19 protein-coding genes are annotated in these 16,721 nt (G+C 69.4%); 9 read left to right on the top strand and 10 right to left on the bottom strand.

The window, feature by feature from the left end:
- Positions 1-362: 362 nt before the first annotated feature.
- From INQ42_RS00655 to INQ42_RS00645, 3 genes are all read left to right on the top strand, one after another.
- Entirely contained in the window at positions 363-623 is a 261-nt protein-coding gene (locus INQ42_RS00655) for a hypothetical protein (protein ID WP_194034719.1), read from the top strand.
- 78 nt (positions 624-701) lie between these two features.
- Positions 702-1,148, top strand: coding sequence for a DUF1810 domain-containing protein (locus INQ42_RS00650; RefSeq protein WP_194034718.1), 447 nt, complete (start codon positions 702-704; stop codon positions 1,146-1,148).
- Complete coding sequence (locus INQ42_RS00645; RefSeq protein WP_194034717.1) at positions 1,141-1,695, top strand: GFA family protein; 555 nt, start codon at positions 1,141-1,143, stop codon at positions 1,693-1,695. The genes INQ42_RS00650 and INQ42_RS00645 overlap by 8 nt, the downstream gene beginning before the upstream one ends.
- Before the next feature lie 20 nt (positions 1,696-1,715).
- On the opposite strand, the gene cls is transcribed toward INQ42_RS00645, so the two are convergent.
- Entirely contained in the window at positions 1,716-3,155 is a 1,440-nt protein-coding gene (gene cls, locus INQ42_RS00640; protein WP_194034716.1) for a cardiolipin synthase, read from the bottom strand.
- A 246-nt stretch (positions 3,156-3,401) separates the two neighbouring features.
- Between cls and INQ42_RS00635 the strand changes: the two genes are divergently transcribed.
- From INQ42_RS00635 to INQ42_RS00620, 4 genes are read left to right on the top strand one after another with little or no spacing between them, the layout of a single operon-like run.
- Positions 3,402-4,613, top strand: coding sequence for a beta-ketoacyl-[acyl-carrier-protein] synthase family protein (locus tag INQ42_RS00635; protein ID WP_194034715.1), 1,212 nt, complete (start codon positions 3,402-3,404; stop codon positions 4,611-4,613).
- On the top strand, positions 4,610-5,428 hold the full coding sequence (locus tag INQ42_RS00630; protein WP_228064394.1) for a beta-ketoacyl synthase chain length factor: 819 nt from the start codon (positions 4,610-4,612) through the stop codon (positions 5,426-5,428). The genes INQ42_RS00635 and INQ42_RS00630 overlap by 4 nt, the downstream gene beginning before the upstream one ends.
- Positions 5,421-6,272, top strand: a complete 852-nt coding sequence (locus INQ42_RS00625; protein WP_228064393.1) for a glycosyltransferase family 2 protein — start codon at positions 5,421-5,423, stop codon at positions 6,270-6,272. Before INQ42_RS00630 ends, INQ42_RS00625 begins: the two co-directional genes overlap by 8 nt.
- Positions 6,273-6,276: 4 nt before the next feature.
- Entirely contained in the window at positions 6,277-7,968 is a 1,692-nt protein-coding gene (locus INQ42_RS00620) for an NAD(P)/FAD-dependent oxidoreductase (protein WP_194034713.1), read from the top strand.
- On the opposite strand, the gene INQ42_RS00615 is transcribed toward INQ42_RS00620, so the two are convergent.
- The 9 genes from INQ42_RS00615 to INQ42_RS00575 form a co-directional block, all read right to left on the bottom strand.
- Entirely contained in the window at positions 7,965-8,450 is a 486-nt protein-coding gene (locus INQ42_RS00615; protein ID WP_194034712.1) for a hypothetical protein, read from the bottom strand. The genes INQ42_RS00620 and INQ42_RS00615 overlap by 4 nt on opposite strands.
- Before the next feature lie 97 nt (positions 8,451-8,547).
- Positions 8,548-9,282: a 3-oxoacyl-ACP reductase FabG gene (gene fabG, locus INQ42_RS00610; protein ID WP_194034711.1), complete on the bottom strand. Its 735-nt coding sequence runs from the start codon at positions 9,280-9,282 to the stop codon at positions 8,548-8,550.
- A 54-nt stretch (positions 9,283-9,336) separates the two neighbouring features.
- On the bottom strand, positions 9,337-9,798 hold the full coding sequence (locus INQ42_RS00605; protein WP_194034710.1) for a phosphotransferase: 462 nt from the start codon (positions 9,796-9,798) through the stop codon (positions 9,337-9,339).
- On the bottom strand, positions 9,795-12,191 hold the full coding sequence (locus INQ42_RS00600; protein WP_194034709.1) for an MMPL family transporter: 2,397 nt from the start codon (positions 12,189-12,191) through the stop codon (positions 9,795-9,797). The genes INQ42_RS00605 and INQ42_RS00600 overlap by 4 nt, the downstream gene beginning before the upstream one ends.
- Complete coding sequence (locus tag INQ42_RS00595) at positions 12,188-12,883, bottom strand: LolA-related protein (RefSeq protein WP_228062560.1); 696 nt, start codon at positions 12,881-12,883, stop codon at positions 12,188-12,190. Before INQ42_RS00595 ends, INQ42_RS00600 begins: the two co-directional genes overlap by 4 nt.
- Entirely contained in the window at positions 12,783-13,781 is a 999-nt protein-coding gene (locus INQ42_RS00590; RefSeq protein WP_194034708.1) for an LpxL/LpxP family acyltransferase, read from the bottom strand. Before INQ42_RS00590 ends, INQ42_RS00595 begins: the two co-directional genes overlap by 101 nt.
- Positions 13,778-14,083 (bottom strand): hypothetical protein, encoded by a 306-nt coding sequence (locus INQ42_RS00585; protein ID WP_194035675.1) that lies wholly within the window; start codon positions 14,081-14,083, stop codon positions 13,778-13,780. Before INQ42_RS00585 ends, INQ42_RS00590 begins: the two co-directional genes overlap by 4 nt.
- A 68-nt stretch (positions 14,084-14,151) precedes the next feature.
- Positions 14,152-14,844 (bottom strand): COG4648 family protein, encoded by a 693-nt coding sequence (locus INQ42_RS00580; protein WP_194034707.1) that lies wholly within the window; start codon positions 14,842-14,844, stop codon positions 14,152-14,154.
- A 21-nt stretch (positions 14,845-14,865) separates the two neighbouring features.
- Complete coding sequence (locus INQ42_RS00575) at positions 14,866-15,135, bottom strand: phosphopantetheine-binding protein (RefSeq protein WP_194034706.1); 270 nt, start codon at positions 15,133-15,135, stop codon at positions 14,866-14,868.
- Positions 15,136-15,338: 203 nt separating this feature from the next.
- On the opposite strand from INQ42_RS00575, the gene INQ42_RS00570 reads away from it, so the two are divergent.
- Positions 15,339-16,337 (top strand): chorismate transformation enzyme, FkbO/Hyg5 family, encoded by a 999-nt coding sequence (locus INQ42_RS00570; RefSeq protein WP_343224911.1) that lies wholly within the window; start codon positions 15,339-15,341, stop codon positions 16,335-16,337.
- A 73-nt stretch (positions 16,338-16,410) separates the two neighbouring features.
- Positions 16,411-16,659 (top strand): hypothetical protein, encoded by a 249-nt coding sequence (locus INQ42_RS00565; protein ID WP_193985316.1) that lies wholly within the window; start codon positions 16,411-16,413, stop codon positions 16,657-16,659.
- Positions 16,660-16,721 lie beyond the last annotated feature (62 nt).

Here is a 16,721-nt window from a genome sequence, read left to right as displayed (position 1 = left end):
CAGGCGAGCCGAGGTTGAAGAGCTACTCGACCGCCCGCCTAAACGGCTTAATCTTTTAGGTGACCACCAGCTCAAGTGGCAGGACGACTCGCCCAAGCCCACTTGAGGGCCAACTCGTGTTTTTCTTTACAGAGTCCAGGCAGTCCGGAACAATCTGATGCACGGCTCCAAGTTCATTGAACAAGAGTCCTTTGATCCAGCGAGGGAAAGCAAGCTTTTGTCTTCTGCGGTAAGCGCGCTAACAATCATCCTTGATCGCTTGCAGAGCACTAAGGACGCATTCAACGGTACTGCGCGGTAAATTCAACCGCCAACTGCGACAAACGAGCAAACATCCAAGCCCAACCGCTCCGCGGCTCGGCTTGATTCAGACGGTGGTCAACGCCTTGACGGATGAGCAAGACATCAATCGATACTTCAGCGGAACGATCTACCGGATTCTATCTGGTCTGTTCGGCGTGTTCCTGACGGCGGTAGGTATTTACGTTGTCTTCTTCGGAGTGGTGGAGCCGCTTATTCGGGTTGGGCTGGGGCTACTAATTACGGCTCTGGGTGCTGAGACGATCTGGTCAGCCATTCGATCCAGGCAGTCGTGGCTGGCCAGACTTGGTCCGTTTATCTAGGCAGTTGTCATTGTCTAACCTGCCTTTTTGGGTGTGTGCAGAAGGTCACCGCGAAACCACTGGTGATACCGTCCACCCATGCCCACGCAACCCGATCCATGCGAGTTATCGCGCTTCATCGAGGCCCAACGCGACACCTACTATGGTGCGCTCGCAGAGCTGCGAGTGGGACGGAAGCGGTCGCACTGGATCTGTTACGTGTTTCCGCAGCTGGCGGGTCTTGGCCACAGCGCCACGTCGCGGCGGTTCGGGCTTTCAGGCGTTGCGGAAGCGTCGGCCTACCTCGAGCATCCTGTCCTGGGCCGTCGCCTGGTTGACGCGCTACGCGCCATGCTCGCGAACGGTCCCCTCACGGCGGCCGAGATCCTTGGGGAGCTGGACGCGATGAAGTTCCGGTCCTGCCTTACGCTGTTCAGTGCGGTCGTTCCATCGGAGCCGCTGTTTGACGCGGCATTGGCGCACTACTTTGGAGGCCAGCCGGATCCGGTGACGCAACAGATGCTTGAGGAGAGGACGGATGACTGATGCATTCGTGGAGCTGACCTGCCGGTGCGGGAAGGTGCAGCTCGAGGTCAATGGCAACCCCATCATCAGCGTCGAGTGCCTCTGCGCGGATTGTCGAAAGGCAGGCGCAGTGTTGCAGGCGCTGCCGGATGCACCGCGGGTGCTGGATGCGAACGCGGCGACCCGCTTCGTCCTGTATCGGAAGGACCGGGTGCGGTGCACGCAAGGGCAGTCCTGGTTGCGTGAGCACCGTTTGTCATCCACCTCCAAGACGCGGCGCGTCGTCGCAACCTGCTGCAACACGCCGGTCTTCCTGGAATTCACCAACGGCCATTGGCTGAGCCTCTACGGCGGTCTTTGGGACCCGGCGACCTTGCCCACTCTGGAGACACGGACGATGACCCGTGACCGCCCTCCCGGTGTCGAGTTGCCTGACGACGTGCCCAACCCGCGCACCCACGCCTGGTCCTTCGTCGCCAGACTGTTGCGCGCGTGGGTGGCGATGGGTTTTCGGGCGCCAAAGGTCGATTTCGTCACTGGGGCGCTCGACGCTCCGTCCGCCCGCTGACCCTACCCCGCATCCGCGCGCTACAACAGCGGCCCGATCGTCGCGACCACGTTGTTCCAGATCCGTCGGTGCCACGGCCAGATCAGCACGTCGGGCAGGCGCACGGGTACGGAACGGTCGATGTAGTCCTGCTGCCGTTCGATGACGGCGCGCGTCACGGTCTCGTCCTGCAACAGGATGTTGTTCTCGTAATTGAGGTCGAAGCTGCGCAGGTCCAGGTTGGAGGAGCCGACCACGGTGATCCTGCCGTCGATGGTCAGGGTCTTGGCGTGCAGCAGGCCGTCCTTGAATTCGTGGATCCTGCAGCCGGCATCCAGCAGGCGGTGGTAGTAGCTGTGGCTGACGGCGGCGACGATCCAGCTGTCGTTCTTCTCCGGAAATATCAGCGTGACGGCCACGCCGCGGTAGGCGGCGGCGCACAGGGCGTCCATCAGGGTGGCGTCGGGGACGAAGTACGGGGTGGAGATGGTCAGGCTGCGGTCGGCGCAGGCGATCAGGTTGGAGAACAGTTGCGGCGTGGCGCCCCGGCGCTCGGTCGGGCCGACCCCCATCACCTGGGCCGGGAATCCCCCCGCGACCGGCTCGGCGAGCAGCAGGATCCCGTCCAGCGCCTCGCCGGTGGCCTGCATCCAGTCACTGGCGAACAGCAGCTGGTTCTGCGCCACCACCGGCCCGGTGAACCGCAGCATGATGTCCACCCACGGGGCGTACCTGGCCTTGACGAGGAACTCCGGATCGGCCGAATTGCGGCTGCCGCAGTAGGTGATGCGGCCGTCGATGACGGTGATCTTGCGGTGGTTGCGCAGGTCGATGCGGCTTGTCAGGAACACGCGCAGCACGTTGCGGAACGAGAGCGCGACGGCGAGCTGGACGCCGGCCTCGCCCATCCGCTTCCACAGCGCCGACCTGATCATCGCGCGTGAGCCCAGCCCGTCCGCCATGGCGCGGCAGGTCACGCCGCGGCGGGCGGCGCGGATCAGCGCCTCGGCGATGTCGGTGCCGGTGTTGTCGCCAAACCAGATGTAATACAGCACGTGGACCTGCTCGGTCGCGGCATCGATGTCGGCCACCAGCCGCGCGCGCGTCTCGTCGCCGTCGGCCATCAGCTCCGCGGCGTTGCCGGGCACCGCGTGGAAGCCGTTGATGGACGCCGCATAGCGGAATGCCGGTCGGTAGAGCGGCTCGATCAGGCGGTCGGTATCGGCCGGGACGCCCATGAAGGCGGAGGCCCGGGCGCGGATCTCGCCAAACACCTCCTCGTGGCGCTTCTTCAGCCGGCGCCCGATGTCGATCTCGCCAAACAGGAAATAGATCGCGCTGCCGAAGTACGGCACCAGGTTGAGGACGATGAACCACGCCAGCCGCGCCGGAGGCGACAGGTCGTCGCGCAACAGGATGCGGACCACGAAGGCCAGCACCAGCAGTGAATGGAACGCAAGAAGGATGGTGCCCCAGTCCAACCCGGTTCACCCTGCCCTTGAGCGCGGGGGAAGACGGGTACGTTCTTCGTCGGGAGCGGCGGAAACGCGGCGGATCATGGCGCACGGGCTGCACAGCGGGAGGACGGCCAGTCTAGTCCCGTCGCAGCGCGGCCGCCGTTGGCTGCACACCGCGCTGGCTATACTCCGCCTGATCCGCTTCCAAAGTCCCTCGCCCAACAGGACAGCCGCTTGCCAGACGCGCGCCCCATTCCCAAACCCTCGCCCATGCCACCGCTCGCCGTCCGTGCGTGGAGCGCGACTACGGCGCTCGGTCGCGGCGTCCAGGCCCAGCATGCGGCGCTGTTGGTGCGCCGCAGCGGCCTGCGACCCAACGATTTCGGCCCCGACAACGCCGATGGCGTGCCGCTGCCGTGCTGGATCGGCCGCGTCGACGGACTCGAGGACGCCCCGCTGCCGGAGGAATTCGCGCGCTGGGAGTGCCGCAACAACCGCCTGGCCTGGCTGGCCCTGCAGCAGGACGGCATGTTGGAGGCGGTTCGCGATGCGGTTGACCGGCTCGGCGCAGAACGCGTCGCGCTGGTGATCGGCACCTCGACCTCCAGCATCGGCGCCAGCGAGGAGGCCTATCGCGACCTGCAGCCCGACGCCGACGGCACGCCCGCGTTTCCGCCCGCACTGGCGCGTCCGATCGTGCATACCGTGCATTCGCTGGGCGACTTCGTGCAGCGGGTCAGCGGTGCGCGCGGTCCGTGCATCACCGTGGCCACCGCCTGCTCCTCCAGCGCCAAGGTCTTCGCCCAGGCGGCGCGGCTGATCGAGGCCGGCGTGGTCGATGCGGCCCTGGTCGGCGGCGTGGACACCCTGTGCGGCAGCGTCCTGTACGGCTTCAACTCGCTGCAACTGGTCTCGGCGCAGCCGTGTCGACCCTTTGATGCCGACCGCGACGGCCTGTCGCTGGGCGAGGCCGGCGGATTCGCCCTGCTGGAGCGTGTGCCGGCGGATACCCGCGCGCTGCGCCTGCTCGGCTACGGCGAATCCAGCGACGCCCACCACATGTCCTCGCCCCACCCGCAAGGGCTGGGCGCGTTGCAGGCCATGAACGAGGCGCTGGCGCGTGCAGGGATCGCCCCGGAAGACGTCGATTACCTCAACCTGCACGGCACCTCGACCCCGGCCAATGACCGCATCGAGGCGGCGGCGGTAGCGAGCCTGTTCCCCGCCCGGTTGCACGCCAGCTCGACCAAGGGCTGGACCGGGCACACCCTGGGCGCGGCCGGCATCGTGGAGGCGGTGTTCTGCCTGATCGCGCTCCAGCACGGCACGCTTCCCGGCATCCTCAACAGCGCCACGCCGGATCCCGCCTGCGGGCCGCAGATCCGTTTCGACAACGCGCAGGCGTCGATCCAGGTCGCGATGACCAACTCCTTCGGCTTCGGTGGCAACAACGCCTCGCTGGTGTTTGGGGTGTCTGCGTGAGCGCTCTGGTGGCGACCATCGAAGGCGTGGGCTTCTGGACCACGGGGCTGCCGGGCTGGGACATCGCGCGCGACTTTGTCCGCGATGGCCGCTTGCCCGAAGCGCCACCGGCGCGTCCCTCGCCGCAGTTGCTGGCGCCCAACGAGCGCCGCCGCGCGCCGGGCACCGTCGCCGTAGCGCTGGAGGTCGCGCTGGCCGCGTGCGAGGCCGCCGGTCGCGACCCGGCCTCGCTGTCGTCGGTGTTCGCCTCCACCCACGGCGAGCTGGCGATCACCGACTACATGTGCGCGACCCTGGCCGACCAGCCCGAGACGATCTCGCCGACCCGCTTCCACAACTCGGTCCACAACGCTGGCGCCGGCTACTGGAGCATCGGTACCGGCGCGACCGCGGCCACCACCGCGATCAGCGCCTACCAGGCGACCTTTGCCCACGGTCTGCTGGAGGCGCTGGTGCAACTGGCGACGGGCGTGCCGGCGGTATTGCTGGTGGCCTACGACGGCGCGTCCGTGGGCCCGCTGGCGAAAATCTCCCCCAGCGCGGGCCTGCTCGGCGGCGCGCTGGTGCTGTCGCGCAGCGAACGCGCAGGCGCGACGCGACTTTCGGCGGCGCTGGCCGACGGCGAGTCGCCGGCCGCCGCCGGACCGCTGGCGGCGCGCGATCCGGGCAACGCCATGGCACCGATGCTCGCCCTGTTCGACGCGCTCGCGTCCGGTGACCAGCACGCCACCCTTTCCGCCGGCGCCGGGCGGATACTCCAGCTGTCGCTGCATGAGCCGTCGCTGCAGGAAACCGGAGCGCAACGCCGTGGCTGATCGCCTCCATCGGGACAACATCGTGGTCGTGATTCCGGCGCTCAACGAGGCGCTGCGTATCCGCGACGTCGTGGCGGGCGCGCTGCGCCAATGCAGCAACGTGATCGTGGTGGACGATGGCTCCGACGACGACACGGTGGCGCGGATCGCCGCGCTGCCGGTGACCGTGCTGCGCAACCGGCAGCGGCTGGGCAAGGGCGCCAGCCTGCGCCGCGGGTTCCAGGCCGCGCTTGCCGCCGGTGCCAGCGCAGTGCTGACCATGGACGGCGACGGCCAGCACCTGGCCGACGACATCCCGCGCCTGCTCGAGGCCGGCAATCTCTACCCCGGCCACATCGTCATCGGTGCGCGCCTGCGCCGGCGCTCGCAACAGCCCCGCTACCGGCGCGCAGCCAACGCCTTTGCCGACTGGGGCATCGCCTGGGGCACCGGCTACCAGATCGCCGATACCCAGAGCGGCCAGCGCCTGTATCCGGCCGAGGTCGCCGCGCTGGACGACGTGCCCGGCGAGGACTTCGTGTTCGAGGCGCAGATCCTGATCTCCGCGGCGCGGATGCTGGGCACCCGCTGCGTGTCGGTGCCGATCGAGTCGCGCTACGCGGTCGCTGCATCCGCGTCGGCATCGGGCGCGGCGGATGACAGCACCTTGCAGTTCCGGCGCAGCCACTTCCGCCCGCTGCGCGACTTCACCCGCATCACCAGCCATGTCGTCGGCCAGTGCTGGGACACCCGCCGCATGCCGGCGATCCTCCGCCAGATCCGCGCCAACCCGGCGCTGATCCACGATCCGAGCGGCGACTTCGACTCCCTGCGCGTCGCCCGACCCCACGTCTCCAAGAGCTGAGCCCATGCCAGACCCGCACGCGAACATCGATGTACTGATCCTCGGCGGCGGACTGGCAGGACTGAGCCTGGCGATCGAGCTGAAGCGGCGCGACCCGGCGATCGCGGTCACCGTGCTGGAGCGCAACACGCACCCGGCGCCGGAGGCAGCGTTCAAGGTCGGCGAGTCGACCGTCGAGATCGGCGCGCACTACTTCAGCACCGTGCTCGGCCTGCGCGAGCACCTCGACAGCCGCCAGGTCCGCAAGTTCGGTTTCCGCTTCTTCTTCAGCGACGGGCGCGAGGATGTGGACGCGACCACCGAGGTCGGCGTGCGCGAGGCGCTGCCGATGATGTCCTGGCAACTCGATCGCGGGCGCTTCGAGAATTTCCTCGGCGAGCACGCGGCCTCGCTGGGGGTCGACTTCCGCCATGGCTGCAAGGTCCTGGGCGTGGAGCTGGCGGCACCCGGCAGCGACGCCGCGCATGAGGTCCGCCACGTGCAGGACGGCGTGGAGTCGGTGTCGACGGCGCGCTGGGTGGTTGATGCCAGCGGCCGCGCCGCCCTGCTCAAGCGCAAGCTCGGTCTGGCCAAGACCCATCCGCATGACGCCAACGCGGCGTGGTGGCGGGTGGAGGGGCGCCTGGATCCGGGCAGCTGGTCGTCCGACCTCGACTGGATGCAGCGCTGCCAGCCGCCCGAGCGCTGGCGCTCGACCAACCACCTGTGCGGCCCCGGCTACTGGTTCTGGATGATTCCGCTGGCGTCGGACGTGCACTCGCTGGGCATCGTCTGCGACGCGCAGATGCACCCGCTGGACACCATCAACAGCCACGACAAGGCAATGGCCTGGCTGCGCGAGCACCAGCCTCGGGTTGCCCAGGCACTCGACGCGCCGGAGCACGCGGTGCGCGACTTCCGCTTCCTGCGCCATTTCAGCCACGACTGCGAGCAGGTGTTCTCGGCCGATCGCTGGGCGATCACCGGCGAGGCCGGGCTGTTCCTGGACCCGTTCTACTCTCCGGGCAGCGACTTCATCGCGATCAGCAACGGCTACATCTGCGAGCTGATCGAAAAGGACCGCGCCGGCGCGCGCATCGGCGCCCATGCCGAGCTCTACCAGCAGCTGCTGTTCTCCTTCTTCGACAACACCATGAGCCTGTACCAGGATCAGTACCCGCTGTTTGGCGATGCGCTGGTGATGCCGCTCAAGGTGGTCTGGGACTACACGTATTACTGGTCGGTGCTGGCGCCGCTGTACACCGCGGGCAGGATCGCCGACCTGTCCCTGCTGGGCCGGCTGCGCAAGCCGCTGGAGCGCGCGACCGCGCTCAACAAGACGATGCAGCCGCTGCTGCGCGCGTGGGGTCAGGCCAATGCCGCCGCCGGCTATGTCCCGCCGGACGGGCGCGAGCTGGACCAGTCGGCGATCGGCTGGTTCCGCGATCTAAACGGGGCGTTGCTGGACAGTCCGGATGACGCGGAACTGTACGAGCGGATCGGCGCCAACGTCACGCGCATGGAAGTGCTCGCCGCTGAAATGACGGGGCAGGCCATCCGCCAGCACCCGACTTTGGCCGCGATCAGCCCCGCGGATTTCACCGTCGCCGATGGCACGATCGGCCTGCTGCCGCCGGTCTGGTACGGCCTGGCCGACGACTTGGCGGTCGCCGGCGAGGTGGCGTCACCGACACCCGGCGCGGCGCTTGCGACCTAGTTGCGCGGCCGCTGGCTGCCTGGCGTCACCGTCGGTCGATACTGCATCGGCGGCGGATCGAAGACGTAGATCGCGATACCGGCAGCGTGGGTGGGCGACGGGGTGACGTTGACACCGATGCCCCCGCCGACCGAGCTGCGCCGGCCGAAACTGCTGCTGCCCACGCCGATACCGACGTTGCTGCCGCCGTAACCCTGCGCGGCGCCCTGGAACAGCACGCCGTTGGCACCGACCTGGGCGGCGGACGCGCGCAGCTTGCCCATGACCTCGTTGGTCTTGTTCTGCTCGCCGTAGGTCAGTGCGCCGCTGGCCGTGCTCAGCATCGCGATTTCCTCGTAGCGGCCCGGCGGCGGGGTGTAATAGATGCGTACCTGCTCGGGCGCCACGGCCGGCCGGGCGGGACCGAGCATCGTTCGCGACGTGGTCGCGCAACCACTGGCCGCGACGGCCAGACAGACGATCAATGCGGTCTTGACGTGCACGATGGCATTCCTCCTGCGATACGGCCCGGACCGTCCGGAACCGGTGTTCAGCGCTGCGATTATGTCGCCGGCAGCCGGCACGCGGGGTGAAGCCGGCTCAGCCCATGCCGCCGTTGATGCCGATCACCTGCCCGTTGATGTAGCCCGCCGCGTCCGAGCACAGGAATCCCACCAGCGCGGCGACCTCGTCCGGACGCCCCGCACGGCCTGCCGGGACCATCTGCTTGAGCATGTCGGCGGGGAAGGCGTCGGCGGCCATGCGTCCCTCGATCACGCCCGGCGCGACCACGTTGACGCTGATGCCGCGACTGGCCATCTCCCGGGCCAGCGACTTGCTGGCGCCGTGCAGGGCCGACTTCGCCGCCGCGTAGTTGACCTGGCCGCGGTTGCCCAGCACCGCGGCGACCGAGGACACGCTGACGATGCGTCCCCAGCGCCCGCGCGCCATCGGCAGCAGCAGCGGCTGGGTGACGTTGAAGAAGCCGTGCACGGAGACATCGATCACACGCCGCCACTGCTCCTCGCTCATCCCGGCCATCGGGCCGTCCTCATGGATGCCGGCGTTGTTTACGAGCACCGCGATCGGGCCGTCCACCAGAAGGCCTTCGAGCGCAGCGCGGGTCGCCGCGCCATCGGCGACGTCGAACGCGACCGCCTGCGCGCTGCCGCCTTCGTGATGGATTGCGGCCACCACCTGCTCGGCGCGGGCCAGGTTGGCGTTGGCGTGGACGATCACGTGCATGCCGTCGGTGGCGAGGCGGGCGCAGATCGCGCCACCGATGTCGCCGCTGCCGCCGGTCACCAGCGCGCGCCGGGGAATGGATGAACTCATGGCGTACCTCCTGTAACGGGCGATTGTCGCCGATCGCGCCAGCGCGCGGTCGGGCTAGTCGGTTTGCGCGGCCGGCGCGGGCATCACCGCCGCGCGGCCTTCGGCCAGCAGTGCGCCGGCGTGCAGGAGACGGAATTCGTATTGCCAGCCGTTGTCGCCGTCGATCAGCAGGCGTGCTTCGCCTTCCAGCACGCCGGGCAGGTCGTCGATGCGGGCGACATGCAACGCCACCGCGCGCAGGGCCACCAGCAGTCCCGGTCGGGCCACGCCGCCGGCACGGCTGGCGCGCAGGCCGCCGTGCACCGCCATCGCCTGCGCCCCGTATTCGCACAGGTGCACCGCGCGCAGCCGGTCACCGCTGCGCAGCGGGTGCGCGGGGTCGCGGTGGCGCCCGGCGCTCAGGCGGATGCTGGCATCGTCCCACTCGAGCACCCGGTCCCACAGGCTCATGGAGCCGGCGTGCGGGATCAGGCTGGCAATGGCTTGGGCATCGATGGCCTGGAGGTCCGCGCTCATTGGAGCAGCTCCGCGCCACCGTGTTCGGCAATCGGCCCCGGCGTCGCGCCTTCGCCGGACTCCGCGGCCGGCTGACGCACGATCAGCAGCGCCAGCACGAAGTTGAAGACAACCCCCAAGGCCACGGTGCTGCCGATTGCCTGCAGCACCGGGATGCTGGAAGTGCCCAGCAGCGCGAACACCAGCAGCGTCGCCAGGCTGCAGACGATGATCGCGTGCAGGGCGCGCAGCTGGCCCTCGCGGCTGTCGCCGGCGTGGTCGAAAAACAGGCCGTAGTCCAGCCCCAGGCCGCAGGCCAGGATCAGCGCAACGAGATGGAACAGGTTCAGCTCGACGCCGAAACCGCGCAGCACCGCCAGCAGCACGATGATCGCCAGCGCCATCGGCGCGAGCACCCGCAGGGTCCGGCGCACGTCGCGCAGGGCCACCCAGATCGTCGCCACCAGCAGCACCGCCGCCAGCGCGAGTGCCCACAGCAGGCGCGTGCGGTACTCGGCCACCAGCGACTCGGAGGCGTCCTTGAGGTCGAGCAACTGCGCTCCGTGCGGCGCCAGCAAAGACGCCACGGCGACCGGATCCTCCAGCCCGCTGAGCGCGACCAGCGCGGTGGCGTGCGAGTCGCTGCGCAACAGCAGGCCGTCAACACGCGCCGCCAGCGGCGTGCCCGCAAGGTCTGCCGCGGTCAGTGGCGGCGCAGCCCGCGCGGCCGCGACATCGCTCAGGAACCGGGCGAACACATCGCTACGGAACGGACTTTCGGCCACCGCCGCATCCAGTGCCGCCTGCAAGGTCGGCGCATCCGGCAAACGCGCCTGGCGCGCGCGCTGGGTGGCCGCGCTGGGCAGGTAGCGCGAGGCGAGGTCGAACGCCTTCAGCAGCCCCTCCGATTGCATCTGCACAAGCACCGGCTGCAGCGCTTCGGACGCCTGCAGCGCGGCCTCGGCGTCGGCGCCCTGGATGACCATCAGGTAGCGCACGTCCGGCGCGCCCAGCTCGGCGCGCAACTGGCCGTCCTGCACCAGCAGGTGCTCCGGCACCGGGGTCAGGCGGGACAGGTCGTTCTGCCAGAACGGCCCGGGCACGAACCAGATCACTGCCAGGCCGGCCGCGCCCAGCAGGGCGCCGGTGGTCACGCCCATCCGCGGCCAGCGCGAAAAATGGCCCCACACCTTGGCCATCGCCGAGGAGGACGCCGCGTCGTAGGGTTTGCCGCCGTTCTCGGTGGTGTCGATCAGGCCCGGCAACAGGTAGCGCGTGGTCAGCGCGGCAACGCCCAGGCCGGCGATGGTGAACACCGCGAGCTGCTTCAAACCGTCCACGCCGGAGATCAGGAAGGTCAGGTAGGCGATGCAGGTCGCGACCACGCCGGTGCCCAGCGTCGGCCACAGCGCGCGCGCGTTGTCCCACGGCGACAGCCCCGGGCGCTGGTGGCTGATCAGGTGGATCGGGTAGTCCTGCGCCACCCCGATCAGGGTGAAGCCGAAGGCCACGGTGATGCCGTGGATACCGTCAAACCCGAGCGCAACGGCGGCCATGCCGGCCAAACCGCCGCTGGCCAGCGGCAGCGCCGCCAGCAGCGGAACCCGCCAGCTGCGGTAGGCGATCAGCAGCAGCAGGGAGAAGATGACGCCGTCCAGGCTGCCGATGAAACTGGCCTCGCGCTGGGTGCGTCCGCCGACCTCGACCGCGAACGCGCCCGGACCGCTGACCAGCAATTGCGAGCTGCTGTCGCCGCGGGCCGCGTCGAACGCCGCATGCAGTTTCGCCAGCGCCGCCTCCTGGCCGCCGGGATCGAAGCCGGCCGCGGTGGTCTGCACCGCGAGCAGGGCGCGCCTGCCCTCGCGGTCGAACCACACCCCGTGCAGTTGCTGCGGCGCCGTGGCGGGCTGCCAGGTGTCGGCCAGCGCCAGCACCTCCAGGGTCGGATCGGCCGGCAGCAGCGGCTCGACCAGCGCGGCCATCGGCGAGCCCAGGTCCTGCAGCCGCGCCTCCAGCTGATCCGACAGGTAGGCGGCGTCCAGCGGCTGGTGATCCAGCGTGGTGGAGAGCAGGTAGCGGTACGGACGCAGCGCTTCGGGTATCGACTCCAGGCCGGCCACCCCGCCGTTGGCGGCGAGGCTGAAGGCCGGATCGCCGGCCAGCGCGGTGACCATCGCCGCCGACTGCCGGGCCAGCACCTCGGGCCGGTCGCCGGAGATCGCCAGTAGCAGCAGACGCGAGCCGGGGCCCTCGCCGAGTTCGTCGATCAGCAGCTTCTGCGCCGGCGTGCGCGCCTCGGGCATGAACTTGCGCAGGTCGCCGGTGAGCTGCAGCTGCTGGCTGATCCACCAACCGCCCACCAGCAACAGCGCCAGCCACACCAGGGCCAGCGAGAGGCGCCGACGCGGACTCATCGGGAGGCGACGCCCTGATGGCAAAGGCGGGCCAGGCCGTCGGCATCGACCACGGCCGGCGCGGCCTCGGCGGCGCTGGCCAGCAGGGTGCGCTGCGGCTTGGGCTCATCGACCATGCGGGTCTCGATGCAGCGCAGCTCGGCGTCCTGGCCGTACAGGGTGATGGCCTGCAGGCGGCGCGCGAGCTCCGCCGCGGTCGGGGTCAACTCCAGGCTCCACTGCTGGCGGGTGCCTTCACTGCGCAGGCGGTACAGCGCTTCCAGCGCCGCGCGATCGCCCGACAGCAGGGCACCGAAACTGTCCTGCAGGCCGGCGAGCTCAGGGGCCCGAGCCAGCGAGAACGTCCGCGGCGCACGGCCGGCGCGCTCGATGGTCGCCTGCCCGGCGTGGATGGTGGTGGTCTCCACGTAGGGGTCGCGCACCGCGCGCACCAGCACGCCGTCCTGCGGGCGGCGGTACTCGCCGCTCAGGCGCAGCGCGTTTTTCAGCATCCGCGACTCGCGCACTTCCACGAACGGGGTGGCCATCGGCGCCGGCTGGGCCAGCTTGCCGAGGATCCAGCCCGGGCTGGCCGCTTCGCCGGACGCTGGCTCAGCCGCGCTCGCCCCCAGCGCGCTCGCCAGCAACAGCGGTGCCGCCAGCCAACGCAGGTCCAGCCGGGTCAGGCGCGCGAGCCAGGTCGATCGCTTCATCTTCGGGTTGCCAGAAGTCATAGAAATTGAACCAGTTGTAAGGGGCGTTGCGGGCATGGTGCTGCAAGCGGTCGGCGTAACGCTGAATGATTCCCTGCAGGGCCTGCTGGCGCTGCCGGCGCTCGATGCGGATGCACCGGTCGAACATCTCGAACAGCAGATCGTAGCGGCGACCGCCGCGGTAGAGGCCAAAACCCAGCAGCACCGGCACTTTCAGCACGCTGGCCACCAGCCAGGGCGCGGTGGGGAAGTGTGCGACCCCGCCCAGGAAATTCGCCGGGTACGACGGTTTACCGGGCTGGACCCGGTCGACCAGCATCGCCACCAGCGCGCCGGCGTCGGTCGCGTCCTTGATCGCCAGCAGCAGCGAAGGGCCGTCCTGGCCGGCGTCGATCACGGTCTTTGCGACGCCCGGATTCAGCGCATCCAGCAATTGGGTCAACGCCGGATTGTGGCCGACGTCCAGCACCACCCGAAGCTGCACCTGCGGGCGCTCGGTGGCGAGCATCCTCAGCACCTCGAAACTGCCCAGGTGGGAGCCGAACATCAGCACGCCCTGGCCGCGGTCGACCTGCTCCAGCAGCTTCTCCACGCCTTCCACGCGCAGGTCGAAGCGCGGGAGCTGGCCACCCAGCAGGAACACGCGGTCCAGGATGGTCGCGGAAAACACGTGCACGTGGCGGAACACGTCGCGCCACCGCGCCGGCCGCCCCAGTACGCGGCTGAGGTAAGCGCGCGAGGCCCGGCGTTCCGGACCGCGGGCGAGCACGTAGTACGCGGTGATCGGCCAGAGCAGCAACCGGGTCGGCCCGCGCCCGACCACTTCGGCGATCGTGCGTATCAATCCGAACGCAAACTGGCTGCCGCCCTCGGGCCGTTCAACCCAGCTGTCGCTCACGAAGGCGACCCCGCGGCCACTTCGCCGCTGGCCAGCAGGCTGTCGCCGCGGAGGATGCGGAAGCGCCAGCGCAGCGGTGCCGCTTCGCCCAGCAGCTCCAGCTCGATCGACGCGGTCTGCTCCGGCAGCAGCGGGTGCAGGAACTTGACCTGCGGCAGGCGCAGCGGCGCGCCGGCCACTTCCGGGTGCAGGGACTCGATCAACTCCAGTACGCGGTCCAGGATCACCACGCCGGGCACCACCGGGCGGCCGGGGAAGTGGCCCGGCAGGCTGGGATGGTCGGCGGCGATCACGAACGGCACGGGGACCACGGAGGTTTTCACGCTGCGGCTTGCGGACCGGCAAGGATAAGCCAGCGCGATGAACCGCGTCAGCGGAACATGTCCCGCCAGAAACCCGGCCCCAGTTGGCCCATGCGGCGCAGGAAGTCGACGAAGTTGCGATACGGCGGATCCGGGAACCAGCGCTTGCGCAGCAGGTACTCACCGATAAAGAAGACCGCCAGGATGCCGTAGTCGAGCAGGTTGGCGAACCACGACCAGGCCTGCTGGCTCACGCTGATGAGCGGCGGGTAGCCCAGCCGGGCCAGCACGCCATCGGGCACCGCGATCACCGCCAGTGCGCTGTCCGCCAGCGCCAGCACGGCCAGCAATACCGCCCAGGCCAGGGTCAGCCGCGTCGTGTAACGCAGCAGGCGCGGCTCCAGTGCATCAGGCGGGCAGCCTTCCATCGCCGCCGCGATGCGCGTGATCACCGGCACGCGCCCAGCGCGCAGGCTGCGGCCGAAGAACCAGGAGATCAGCGCGGCGAACAACGCCGGCGGACCCAGCAGCAGCACCACCGGCACATCGCTGCCGCGCATCGCCCACAGGCCGGCGCAGGCCAGCGCAAGCAGCAACCAGGCCCAAGTGCGGGCGCGCAGCAGCGGCTCCAGCAGCACGACCAGGACCAGATCGAGCAACGCCACGATCGCCAGGGCGTTGTTGGCATCCACGCTGGCGCGATGGGCCAGCAGCGGGTAGGCCGCCGCGAGGACGACCCGCAGCAGCACGATGCCCATCATCTGCGCTGGCGCGGCAGTGCGTCAGCTGGCCTTGTTCTGCTCCACATGCGCCGACAGCGAGCGCAGGGACGCGAACACCCGGCGGTTGTCCTCGTTGTCGGAGCGCAGCTGGAACCCGTGTTCCTTGCTGATCGCCAGCGCCAGCTCGAGCGCGTCGATCGAATCCAGGCCCAGGCCTTCGCCGAACAGGGGCGCTTCGGGATCGATCTCGGCGTGCACCACGTCTTCCAGGTTGAGACTGTCGACCAGCAGTTGGGCCAGGGCGGCCTCGGCGGGGCTTTGTGCGGACATCGAAGGACTTCCATTGGATGGGATCGGGCAACGATCCGGCATGCCGCCGCCGGGCGCAACCACGCAGCCCTCGCAAGGGCTCCGGTTATCATGGCCGGCATGAACTTTTTTGCACCCCATCCGCTCTTTCCGGCCGCGCTGACGTGTGGCCGGATTACCACGAGGCGCTTGCTTGCCTTCCCCGGCCCGCGGCACACCGCGGCATGACGGGCATCGCCCTGACCGCCCCTGCCGCCGCTGGCCTGGACATCAGCTACAGCAACGACACGCTGGATTCCGTGCTGGCCGATGCCAATGTATTGGCGGTATTCGGCTTTGGCGACGCCGCGCCGTCCAGTGACGATCCGCGCTACCTGCGGGTCAACCTGCAGCCGCACGGGCCGGCCCCGCTGGAGGTCTGGCGCAGCCACGGCCCGGTCGACCATGGCCGCACCGACGGCGTGGCCTGGGCCGAAGACGGTCATCTCCAGTTCGGCGCCTTGCAACTGGACGAGCCGGACGGCGAGGACATCGGCGCGGCCGCGAGCGACGTCTACCAGCGCCTGCTCGCCTTCACCGCCGGGCGCGGCTACCCGCACCTGCTGCGGATCTGGAACTATCTGGACGCGATCACCGACGGCGACGGCGACGAGGAGCGCTACCGGCGTTTCTGCATCGGCCGCGCCGCCGGCCTGGGCGACTACGAGCCGGGCCGGCTGCCGGCCGCCACCGCGATCGGACGCCTGGACGGTCGCCGCCAGTTGCAGGTCTATTGGCTCGCCACCACCACGCCGGGGCGGCCACTGGAGAATCCGCGCCAGATCAGCGCCTGGCGCTACCCACGCCAGTACGGCCCGCAACCGCCCAGCTTCGCGCGGGCGATGCTTCCGGCCAGCGCGGCGATGCCGTTGTTGCTTTCGGGCACGGCGGCGATCGTCGGCCACCGTTCGCTGCACGCCGACTCGGTCGCCACCCAGCTGGACGAGACCCTGGCCAATTTCGCCAGCCTGATCGGCGCCGCCCGCGAGCACCGTCCCGCCTTGCCAGCAGGATTTGGTTCCGGTTCGCGGCTGAAGGTGTACGTGCGCGACGACGCCGAGCTCGACCACGTCAGCCGGTTGCTGGACCGGCGCCTGGACCCGGCGGTGGCGCGGATCATCCTGCACGCGCAGGTCTGCCGCGGCGAGCTGGCGCTGGAGATCGACGGCTCGCATGACCTATGAGGCTCGACCGGAGCACCCGGCCGGGTGATATTGGCGACATCGCGGCCACCGGCCGCCCGAAGGAGACACGAAGATGGGACTGATCAGCCTGCTGTGGGGCATCGTGGCGATGATCTGGATGGTGATCGCGCTGATCCCGTTGCTGGGATGGGGCAACTGGTTCCTGATCCCGTTCGCCGCCGTCGGCGCGATCGTCGCGGCCATCGGCATCATGCTCACGCGCGCGGAAAGCCGTGGCCGGGCCAAGGCCGGCTTGATCCTCAACGGCATCGTTATCGCGGTGGCGGTGTTCCGCCTCAGCATCGGCGGCGGCATCATCTGATCTTCGGCCCTCGCCGACCGGCACGCTCCTGAGCGCGCGTTCAGGAGCGCTCTTCCGGAACA

Origin of the sequence: Lysobacter avium (assembly GCF_015209745.1) — a bacterium.
Classification (GTDB): Bacteria; Pseudomonadota; Gammaproteobacteria; order Xanthomonadales; family Xanthomonadaceae; genus Novilysobacter; species Novilysobacter avium.
Note: the sequence above shows the minus strand (reverse complement) of the source record. Positions and strands in the feature narration are given on the sequence as shown.

Coding starts and splice junctions, on each gene's coding strand:
- INQ42_RS00580 (WP_194034707.1), bottom strand. CDS start 14,844: ATGATGGGCATCGTGCTGCTGCGGGTCGTCCTCGCGGCGGCCTACCCG.
- INQ42_RS00600 (WP_194034709.1), bottom strand. CDS start 12,191: ATGAGTCCGCGTCGGCGCCTCTCGCTGGCCCTGGTGTGGCTGGCGCTG.
- INQ42_RS00620 (WP_194034713.1), top strand. CDS start 6,277: ATGCCAGACCCGCACGCGAACATCGATGTACTGATCCTCGGCGGCGGA.
- INQ42_RS00605 (WP_194034710.1), bottom strand. CDS start 9,798: ATGAGCGCGGACCTCCAGGCCATCGATGCCCAAGCCATTGCCAGCCTG.
- INQ42_RS00650 (WP_194034718.1), top strand. CDS start 702: ATGCCCACGCAACCCGATCCATGCGAGTTATCGCGCTTCATCGAGGCC.
- INQ42_RS00645 (WP_194034717.1), top strand. CDS start 1,141: ATGACTGATGCATTCGTGGAGCTGACCTGCCGGTGCGGGAAGGTGCAG.
- INQ42_RS00570 (WP_343224911.1), top strand. CDS start 15,339: ATGACGGGCATCGCCCTGACCGCCCCTGCCGCCGCTGGCCTGGACATC.
- INQ42_RS00575 (WP_194034706.1), bottom strand. CDS start 15,135: ATGTCCGCACAAAGCCCCGCCGAGGCCGCCCTGGCCCAACTGCTGGTC.
- INQ42_RS00595 (WP_228062560.1), bottom strand. CDS start 12,883: ATGAAGCGATCGACCTGGCTCGCGCGCCTGACCCGGCTGGACCTGCGT.
- INQ42_RS00565 (WP_193985316.1), top strand. CDS start 16,411: ATGGGACTGATCAGCCTGCTGTGGGGCATCGTGGCGATGATCTGGATG.
- fabG (WP_194034711.1), bottom strand. CDS start 9,282: ATGAGTTCATCCATTCCCCGGCGCGCGCTGGTGACCGGCGGCAGCGGC.
- INQ42_RS00635 (WP_194034715.1), top strand. CDS start 3,402: ATGCCACCGCTCGCCGTCCGTGCGTGGAGCGCGACTACGGCGCTCGGT.